Annotated in this window: 9 protein-coding genes; 5 read left to right on the top strand and 4 right to left on the bottom strand. The window is 69.1% G+C overall.

Annotation, left to right across the window (positions count from 1 at the left end; genetic code table 11):
- Positions 1-322: 322 nt before the first annotated feature.
- Both H488_RS32815 and H488_RS32820 read right to left on the bottom strand, forming a co-directional pair.
- The gene (locus tag H488_RS32815; RefSeq protein WP_306413702.1) at positions 323-802 is read right to left on the bottom strand and encodes a RidA family protein; all 480 of its coding nucleotides are present in this window, start codon (positions 800-802) and stop codon (positions 323-325) included.
- A 275-nt stretch (positions 803-1,077) separates the two neighbouring features.
- Positions 1,078-1,956, bottom strand: a complete 879-nt coding sequence (locus H488_RS32820; protein WP_031283548.1) for a helix-turn-helix domain-containing protein — start codon at positions 1,954-1,956, stop codon at positions 1,078-1,080.
- A gap of 147 nt (positions 1,957-2,103) precedes the next feature.
- On the opposite strand from H488_RS32820, the gene H488_RS32825 reads away from it, so the two are divergent.
- The 5 genes from H488_RS32825 to H488_RS32845 all read left to right on the top strand — a co-directional run bounded on the left by H488_RS32825 (position 2,104) and on the right by H488_RS32845 (position 7,128).
- Complete coding sequence (locus tag H488_RS32825; protein ID WP_031283549.1) at positions 2,104-2,988, top strand: aldo/keto reductase; 885 nt, start codon at positions 2,104-2,106, stop codon at positions 2,986-2,988.
- 560 nt (positions 2,989-3,548) lie between these two features.
- Positions 3,549-4,583 carry an aldo/keto reductase gene (locus H488_RS32830; protein ID WP_017834481.1) on the top strand — a complete coding sequence of 345 codons (1,035 nt, stop codon included), beginning with the start codon at positions 3,549-3,551 and terminating at the stop codon, positions 4,581-4,583.
- A 7-nt stretch (positions 4,584-4,590) separates the two neighbouring features.
- Entirely contained in the window at positions 4,591-5,274 is a 684-nt protein-coding gene (locus H488_RS32835) for a flavodoxin (RefSeq protein WP_017834482.1), read from the top strand.
- Positions 5,275-5,305: 31 nt separating this feature from the next.
- The gene (locus H488_RS32840; RefSeq protein ID WP_017834483.1) at positions 5,306-6,037 is read left to right on the top strand and encodes an SDR family oxidoreductase; all 732 of its coding nucleotides are present in this window, start codon (positions 5,306-5,308) and stop codon (positions 6,035-6,037) included.
- Between the two features lie 65 nt (positions 6,038-6,102).
- Positions 6,103-7,128, top strand: coding sequence for an aldo/keto reductase (locus tag H488_RS32845; RefSeq protein ID WP_017834484.1), 1,026 nt, complete (start codon positions 6,103-6,105; stop codon positions 7,126-7,128).
- 339 nt (positions 7,129-7,467) lie between these two features.
- Here the strand turns inward: H488_RS32845 and H488_RS32850 are convergent, their stop codons facing one another.
- Together H488_RS32850 and H488_RS32855 are read right to left on the bottom strand one after the other, a co-directional pair.
- The gene (locus H488_RS32850; protein ID WP_126349428.1) at positions 7,468-7,701 is read right to left on the bottom strand and encodes a hypothetical protein; all 234 of its coding nucleotides are present in this window, start codon (positions 7,699-7,701) and stop codon (positions 7,468-7,470) included.
- Between the two features lie 244 nt (positions 7,702-7,945).
- Positions 7,946-8,479: a recombinase family protein gene (locus tag H488_RS32855; protein ID WP_051063817.1), complete on the bottom strand. Its 534-nt coding sequence runs from the start codon at positions 8,477-8,479 to the stop codon at positions 7,946-7,948.
- Positions 8,480-8,607: the final 128 nt, after the last annotated feature.

An 8,607-nucleotide genomic window follows, 5' to 3' on the forward strand; every position in this document is an offset into this window, starting at 1 on the left:
GGGGTCGCCGGCACCACGAACCTCGTCAAGGTGCACCGCGTGGGCGACGTCGCCGACGCCGGGGAGCTGCTGGGCAGCGGGCAGCGGCGCGAGCACGTGGGACCATGGCAGGAGGGCTGAGCCGGATTGGAAGAAGTCACCACCATGCCGATGACATCCAACGCCCAGCCCGATAGGGATGCCCGCTGAGGGGTGCTCCACGCACCATCAGGTGCGACAAAACACCCGCTCAGATGATCGTCAGCATCGGTGGGTCACGGATGCGGCCTCCGGTTGGCTTCGTCAGAATGCCGCCTCGGCTCCACCAGTCATCCCATGACCTCTACTTGGGCAGCAGCACCGTGGTCTCGATCTCGATCAGCAATCCCTCCAGCGCCAGTCCGGTGACCCCGATGATCGTCTCCGCGGGGTGGTCCACCGGGCCCTGGACCTCCTCGATGGCTGCCGTGATCGTTTCCAGCTCAGTGGGGTGGACGGTGTAGATGGTCCGGCGGCACACGTGCTCCCAGGATGCCCCGATGGCATCAAGAGCCACTTTGATGTTTCGCATGGCCGCCTTGGTCTGCTCCCCCAGATCATTACCGCCGACCAAGGCGAAATCTCGATCCAGGGGCACCTGCCCGGACAGGAAGGCTAGGCCCACTTCCGGTGCCATGACGATGTGGCTGTACCCGGTTGCTGGATGCAACCCCGGCGGATTCAACACTCGACGGGATGACATGAGAACCCCTTCTCTCGGTCCAGCGGGGCGCCGACCCGACCGCCCCAGACCTCGTCTGTAAGGGAGTGTTTCTGCACGCATCGGCAATAGTTGCTCGGGGTCAAACCCCGGTGCGGCAAGCACCGCGCCGGGCCCGGCGACGGTCACTTGTTCATCGTACGTCCGGGCTCAGTACTGCGAACCGGGCCACACGTCGCAACTTGGACTGGATGGAACACATCCACCGCTTCATCGAAAGAACACCCCTACCGGGCCATATGTAAAGCCGAGGCGCCCCCGTCTGCCCTGTCACCCTTCGAGGAGCATCCGTTACTGCGACAGTCCCGTGGCCTTGGCCGGCCGGGAGGTAGAGCCGGTCAGTGGTGGGAGCCGGTTGGATCGAGGGTGCTGGTGGGATCGGCGTTCCAGCTGCGCAGCAGGGCCAGTGCGTCGGCCGAGGGGGTTCCCGATGCGGGGAGATAGGTGGTGATCGTGAGTCCGGGGGTGGAGGGGACGGCCAGGACGTCGTAGCCCACGGTGATACCCCCGACGACGGGGTGGTGGATCCGTTTGGTGCCGCTGGTGTGGGTGCGCACGGTGTGCCCGCCCCACCAGGTGCGGAACTCGGGGCTGCGGGTGGCCAGTTCCCCGACCAAGCTCATCAGGGCCCGGTCGCTGGGATCCTGACCGGCGAGCAGGCGCAGGGCCGAGGTCGCCTGCCGGGCGATGGTCTCCCAGTCGGGGTAGAAGTCCTGGGCCCGGGGGTCCAGGAACAGGTACCGGGCGGAGTTCACCGGTGCCGCGGCCTGGGGGAACAGGTGCGGGAACAGGGCTCGGCCCAGGGCGTTGGACCCGACCGGGGTGCGCAGCCGGGTGGAGGCGATCGCCGGGACATCGCCCATGGTGTCCAGCAGCTGAGCCATTTGGGGTGATAGCCGCGGTTCGGGCTTGGTGCGCGGTGCGCGGCGGGGCCCGGTGGCCGCGCGGGCGAGATCGACCAGGTGGGTGGTCTCGGCCTCGTCCAGCTGCAGGGCTCGGGACAGGGCGAACAGCACGCTCTCGGACACCCCGCTGAGGTCCCCGCGTTCCATCCTGGTGTAGTAGGCGGTGGACACCCCGGCCAGCTGGGCGACTTCCTCCCGGCGCAGCCCCGGCACACGGCGTTCACCGCCGAACACGGTCACCCCGGCCTTCTCCGGGGTCAGGCGGGCGCGCAGGGTCGTGAGGAACTGCTGCACCTCGTGGCGGTTATCCATATCCCCCAGGCTAGGCCGGTGGCCGCCGGGGGTGGGAGCCCCTGTCAGTGACCCCCACCCCGGGTCGTCCCCGCCAGGCGGGGATGGAACTGGGGGATAACACCAGGGACTCTCACCGGCACCGGGCCCGCCCCTACCGTGTGAGGCATGTCCAACACCACGATCACTTTGAAGAACGGCGTGCAAATGCCGGCCATCGGGCTCGGCGTCTTCCAGACTCCGCCCGAGGAAACCCGCGAGGCCGTGAAGGCGGCCCTGGCCACGGGCTACCGCCACATCGACACCGCGGCCGCTTACGGTAACGAGAAGGAGGTCGGCCAGGCTCTGGCCGACTCCGGTGTTCCCCGCGATGAGGTCTTCATCGAGACCAAGATCTGGATCAGCGACTACGGCTACGACCAGACGCTGCACGGGTTCGAGAAGAGCGCGGCGAAGCTCGGGGTGGAGCAGATCGACCTGTTGATCCTGCACCAGGCGCTGCCCACCGATTTCGACCGCACGCTTGAGGCCTACCGGGCCCTGGAGACCCTGCTCGAGCAGGGCAAGGTCCGGGCGATCGGGGTCAGCAACTTCATGGTCGACCACCTCACCCAGTTGCTCCAGCGCGCCACGGTCGTGCCTGCGGTCAACCAGATCGAGGTGCACCCCTACTTCCAGCAGCCCGAGGTGCAGGCGTTCGGCGCCGACCACGGCATTGTGACTCAGGCCTGGTCGCCCATCGGCGGGATCACCTTCTACCGCGACGGTGAGCACACCAGCACGCTGGAAGACCCGACCATCGTGCGTATCGCCGCAGCCCACGCCAAGAGCCCGGCCCAGGTCATGCTGGCCTGGCACCTGCAGCAGGGCCGGTCGGTGATTCCGAAGTCGACCAAGGCCCACCGCATCGCGGAGAATTTCGACGTCTTCGACGTCGAGCTCAGCGACGAGGAACTGGCGGCGATCAATGCCCTCGAAACCGGTCGCCGGGGCGGGCCGGAGCCTGCGGACATCACCCTCGAGGCTTACGGCATGCCGATCCCCGAGGCCTGATCCCCCTTGCGGGGCGGCCCCCGGGGCCGCCCCGCCCCCTCCCCCCAGGCCGATCCCCGAGCACTCCGGTGATGCGGCGCGGTGCCCTCGCACCTCACCCGAGGCGCGGCCATCGCCGCCGACGACGGGCAGCAGAGGCGACGGCCAGCCGGTACACGGACCAGCCGTTCCTGCCGCACCCGCTCCCGCGGTGGTTCACCGACTTCGGGCACGGCCTCTGACCCCGCGAATGGAGCCGGTCCGCGCCGGCTTCCCGCCCGGGGCCGGCTTTCCCAGCAGCAGCACCCCTCGCGCCCCCGGTCACCGTTGGCGGTCCGCTCGAGGACCACCACGCCGGGTGTCAGGTCCATGGTGAGAACGAACATGAAGGAGATCCCCCGATGCACGATCAGGACAGCCCACCGACCCGCGCCGCCGCTGATCGCGGCCGGCGCCGGTTCCTGCAGGGCGCAGCCGTGCTGGCCTCGGGCCCGTTGGTGACCGGTATGGCCGCACCCCCCTCGAATGCCCACTCTTCTGCGTCGGGGCGTGGCAGAGGGCATGGGAAGGGCACGGACCCGGTGACCGTCTCCACCACGGTGAGCGGTCGCCGCATGCTCGGGTCCCTGGAGGTCTCGGCCACGGGTTTGGGTACCCAGACCATGACGGGCGATCTGTACGGGCCCGTCACCAGCCGGGCGGACATGGTTTCCCTCATCCGCACCGCTACCGGGCAGGGGGTGACGTTCTTCGACACGGCCGAGGCCTACGGGCCCTTCGAGTCCGAACGCATCGTCGGGGAGGCGCTGGAACCGGTCCGTGACGAGGTGGTGATCGCCTCGAAGTTCGGTTGGGACATCGACCCGGCCACCGGTCAGCGCACCGGTGGGCTCAACAGCCGCCCCGAGAGCATTCGGGCAGCCGTGGAGGGCATGCTGGCCCGGTTGCGGACCGATCGCATCGATCTGCTCTACCAGCACCGGGTGGATCCGGCCGTCCCGATCGAGGACGTGGCCGGCACCGTGGGCGAGCTGATCGCCGAGGGCAAGGTCCTGCACTTCGGGCTCTCCGAACCCGGGGTGGAGACGATCCGGCGGGCACATGCGGTGCAACCGCTGACCGCGATCCAGAACGAGTACTCCATGGCCTGGCGCGGACCGGAAGCCCAGGTCCTGCCCCTGTGCGAGGAACTCGGGATCGGTTTCGTGTGCTGGGCGCCGCTGGGCATGGGCCTCACCACCGGGGAGATCACCCCCTTCACCCGCTTCACCGAAGGCGACTTCCGCCCCATGGTGCCGCGCAACAGCCCCGAGAACCTGGAAGCGAACATGGCGTTGGTGCAGTTGCTGCAGGACTGGGCCGTGCGCAAGGGCGTCACCCCGGCCCAGATCTCCCTGGCCTGGCTGCTGGCCCAGCGGCCGTGGATCGTGCCCATTCCCAGCACCACCCGGCTGCCCCACCTGCTGGAGACCCTCGGGGCCGAAGAAGTCACCTTCAGCCCCGCAGAGCTGACAGAGCTGACCACCGCCCTGGAGGCGATCATGATCCGCGGTGACCGGCTGCCGGGCCCGGCCCTGGCCATGACCGGTGTCGAAGCCCCCACCCCGATGGGCTGAGCCCACTATGCCGGCCCCCACCCACCGCCTCCCGGTGCCCCGGCGGGCGCTGCTGCGCGCGGCCCTGGGCGGGTTCGGCATGGCCACGACGCTGGCCGCCTGCACCACACCCGCCCCGCCCCCGGACCCGACAGGACGGAGCACCTCGATGAACACCCCACCGGCGGGCCCGGTGCTATTGGCCTACTTCTCCCGGGCCGGGGAGAACTACTACTACGGCGGCCGCCGGACCCTCCAACTCGGCAACACCGAGGTGCTGGCCGGGATGATCGCCGAACGCATCGACTGCGACGTGTACCGGATCGAGGAGGCCGAGCCCTACCCCGTCGACTACGACGAGACCGTGGAGCGCAACGTCGCCGAACAGGACGCCGACGCCCGTCCGGCCATCGCCCACCCGCTGCCCGACCTCACCGGCTACGCCACGGTGCTGGTCGGCAGCGGCATCTGGAACGTGCGGGCCCCGATGATCATGTCCACCTTCCTCGAGGCCCTGGACTTCACCGGCACCACGATCCTGCCCTTCACCACCCAGGCCATGAGCGGGCTGGGCACCGTACCCCGCGACTACACCGCGCTGGCCCCCACCGCCACGATCGGCCCCGGGCTGGCCGTGCGCGGTGAGGAGGTCCGGGACGCCGCCGCCGACACCGAGCAGTGGTTGGGCCAGGTCGGCCTGCTCGACCGCTGACCCGCCCACCCCTTTTCGAAAGGACCCTTTCATGACCACCACACCGACCACCGGGCCTACCGCCGTCATCACCGGCGCCTCCTCGGGCATCGGGGCCGCCACCGCCCGGGCCCTGCACGGCGCCGGGTACCGGATGGCGCTGCTGGCCCGGCGCACCGACCGCCTCCAGGCCCTGGCAGCCGAGCTCGGCGAGGGGGCGGTCGCGATCGCCGCCGACGTCACCGACCGCGATTCTCTCCTCGCGGCAGCCGAACAGATCAAGCAGGACCTCGGTGGGGCCGACGTGCTCGTCAACAACGCCGGGATCATGCTCCTGGGCCCTTTCTCCGCCGACCAGCACGCCGACTACCGCCGGATGATCGAGGTGAACCTGCTCGGGGCGATCACCACCACCGAGGTGTTCCTCGACCAGCTGCGCGAGGGTGGCGGGGACATCGTGAACATCTCCTCCGTGGCCGGGCGCACCGCCCGCCCCGGAAACGGCGTGTACGCCGCGACCAAGTGGGGGTTGAACGGGTGGTCAGAGTCGCTGCGCCAGGAACTGCTGCCCGAGGTGCGGGTGACGCTGATCGAGCCCGGGGTCGTGGCCACCGAACTGCCCACCCACATCACCCACGAAGCGACCAAGACGGCCGTGGACCGGCTCTACCACCAGGCACCCGTCACCGCTGAGGACATCGCCGAGGTCATCGCTTTCGCGGTGTCCCGCCCCCGCCACCTGGCCATCCACGAGATCCTGCTGCGGCCCGCTGACCAGGTCTGACCCCGAGCCACGGCACCGGAGCCAGAGCACCGGCTGCCGGCCACACCACCCACGAGGAGGAACCCATGGAATACCGCACTCTCGGACGCACGGGCGTCTCGGTCAGCCCCCTGTGCCTGGGGACGATGATGTTCGGCCCCTGGGGCAACCACGACCGGACCGAGTCGATCCGGATCATCCACCGCGCCCTGGACGCCGGGATCAACTTCGTCGACACCGCCGACATCTACTCCCACGGCGAGTCCGAGGACATCCTCGGAGAAGCCCTCACCGGCCGCCGCGAGGACGTGGTGCTGGCCACCAAGTTCGCTGTACCCATGGACGAGGACCCCAACCACCGGGGTGGGTCCCGACGCTGGATCATCCAAGAGGTCGAGAACTCCCTGCGCCGGCTGCGCACCGACTACATCGACCTCTACCAGGTGCACCGCCCCTCGGCCGATACGGACATTGAGGAGACCCTCGGGGCGCTGACCGACCTCGTGCGTCAGGGCAAGGTGCGCTACATCGGGTCCTCCTCATTCACTGGCAGCCAGATCGTCGAGGCCCAGTGGGCTGCCCGGGACCGTCACCTCGAAAGGTTCGTCACCGAACAACCCCCCTACTCCATGCTGGTGCGCGGGATCGAGGCCGACGTGCTGCCCACCGCGGCACGGCACGGGATGGGGGTGCTCACCTACAGCCCGCTGGCCGGCGGCTGGCTCTCCGGGAAGTGGCGCCAGGGCAAGGAGGGCATGGCCCCGAACTCACCAGCACGGAAGCGGCTGGCGGACCGGTTCGATCTGTCCCTGCCGGCCAACCAGCGCAAGCTCGCCGCCGTCGAGGGCCTCGCCGAGCTCGCCGAGGAGGCCGGGCTGAGCCTGATCGAACTCGCCATCGCCTTCGTGATCCGCCACCCGGCCGTCACCTCAGCCATCATCGGCCCGCGCACCATGGATCAGCTCGAATCCCAGCTGCCGGCCGCTGAGGCCACCCTCAGCACCGAGGTGCTGGACCGCATCGACGCCCTCGTCGCCCCCGGGGAGACGATCAACCCGGCCGACAACAGCTACGGCGAAACCGAACTGGCGCCCGCGGCACGGCGCCGCTGACAGCGCCCCACCCGTATGACAAGGCCCCGGGGACAACCCCGGGGCCTTGTCTCGTCGCTCCCGCGTAGTTGCTGAGCCAGGCCAACCAGATCTGCCTCTAACCGGGCCAAATGTAAAGCTCAGGGCGCCCAACTGCCCGGTGACGCCACGATGGGAGGTTCGGGGACGGCCTCAAGGCCTACGACGCCCGCAGGAGAACCCGAGCGGATCCGCCCTGGACCACCCGCTCGAGAGCGGGAGGTGCAGTGAGAACGGGGCCACGGAGGACAGAGTGAGGACACCTCTGTTCCTCTCCGTCTGCAGCGCGTCACGTGAAGCGCCGCACCGAGAGAGCAGATCTCAGGGTCGGCCTCCGGGCTTGCCCCAGGACATCGCACCGAACACCTCGTGGGAGAGTTCCAGGAACTCCACATCCGCCCGCGCCAGCAACGCCCCGGGGGCGTAGTCATCGGACTCGCAGCGCACCGGCACGAGCGCCTGGTGCGGGGCGTGCTCGTAGTCGATGCACAGCACCAGCTCCCCGGCGCGCAGCTTCAGGCCCGGCCGGTCGGCGAGCATCCGATAGCGGCGCAATCGGGCAGGGGTCTCCGCCGAACACGATCCCGTTGCGGGGACGGGATCGGCCTGAGTGAAAGTGTTCAAGACACTCATGGGTGGTGACCTCCTGGAAAGCAGACTTCCCGGAAGGGACCTCCCGGGGCGTGACGCGCTCCATCGGTCGTCCAACGTCAACAGTAGAGAGGTGGCCCCGGACCGGGAAACGGTGCGCGGGTGAACAGTAGGGGTCAGCCAGCTCTGTCTGCCGAGGGCGACGGACTCAGATCGGTGTCGCTACCGGCAGCTCCCGGATCCTCCGGTAGAGCGTGGCCCGCGACATGCCGAGGTCGCGGGCGACCTGGGTGGCGGGCTCCCCGCCGTCTATCAGGCGTAGGGCGTTGCGGATCTGGGAGTCGGTGAAGGTCTGCCGGCGCCCGCCCAGGTCCTTGCCGGCGGCTCTCCGTTTGGCAACCGAGTCGGTGATCCGCTCCCGCTTGATCTCAAGCTCCATCTGGGCCAGGGCGGCCATGACGGTGAAGACCATCGAGCCCATCGGGGTGTGGGTGTCCACGTCTCCCCCGCCCAGGTTCAGCACCCGCAACCCCGCGCCCCTCCCTCGCAAGACTTCGGCAAACGTCAGCATGTTCTGCGTCGAGCGGCCCAACCGGTCCAGCGTGGTGATGACCAGCGTGTCGCCCTCCTCGAGGGCAGCCACCGCCTTGTCGAGCTGCGGACGGGATGCACGGCCTCCAGACACTCCACTGTCGACATAGATGTCATTGCGCCGCACGCCGGCACCCAGGAGATCAGACACTGGGACTGATGCACCGATAGGTGACAGGTTGGGTCAGGCAGCCTGAAGGGCTGGTGTGGTCATGATGGTCTCGTACTCGATGGGGGTCAATCTCCCGAGCGCGGCTTGGCGTCGCCTCCGGTGATAGG

Origin of the sequence: Kocuria sp. UCD-OTCP, assembly GCF_000349605.1 — a bacterium.
In the GTDB taxonomy this organism is placed as follows: Bacteria; Actinomycetota; Actinomycetes; order Actinomycetales; family Micrococcaceae; genus Kocuria; species Kocuria rosea.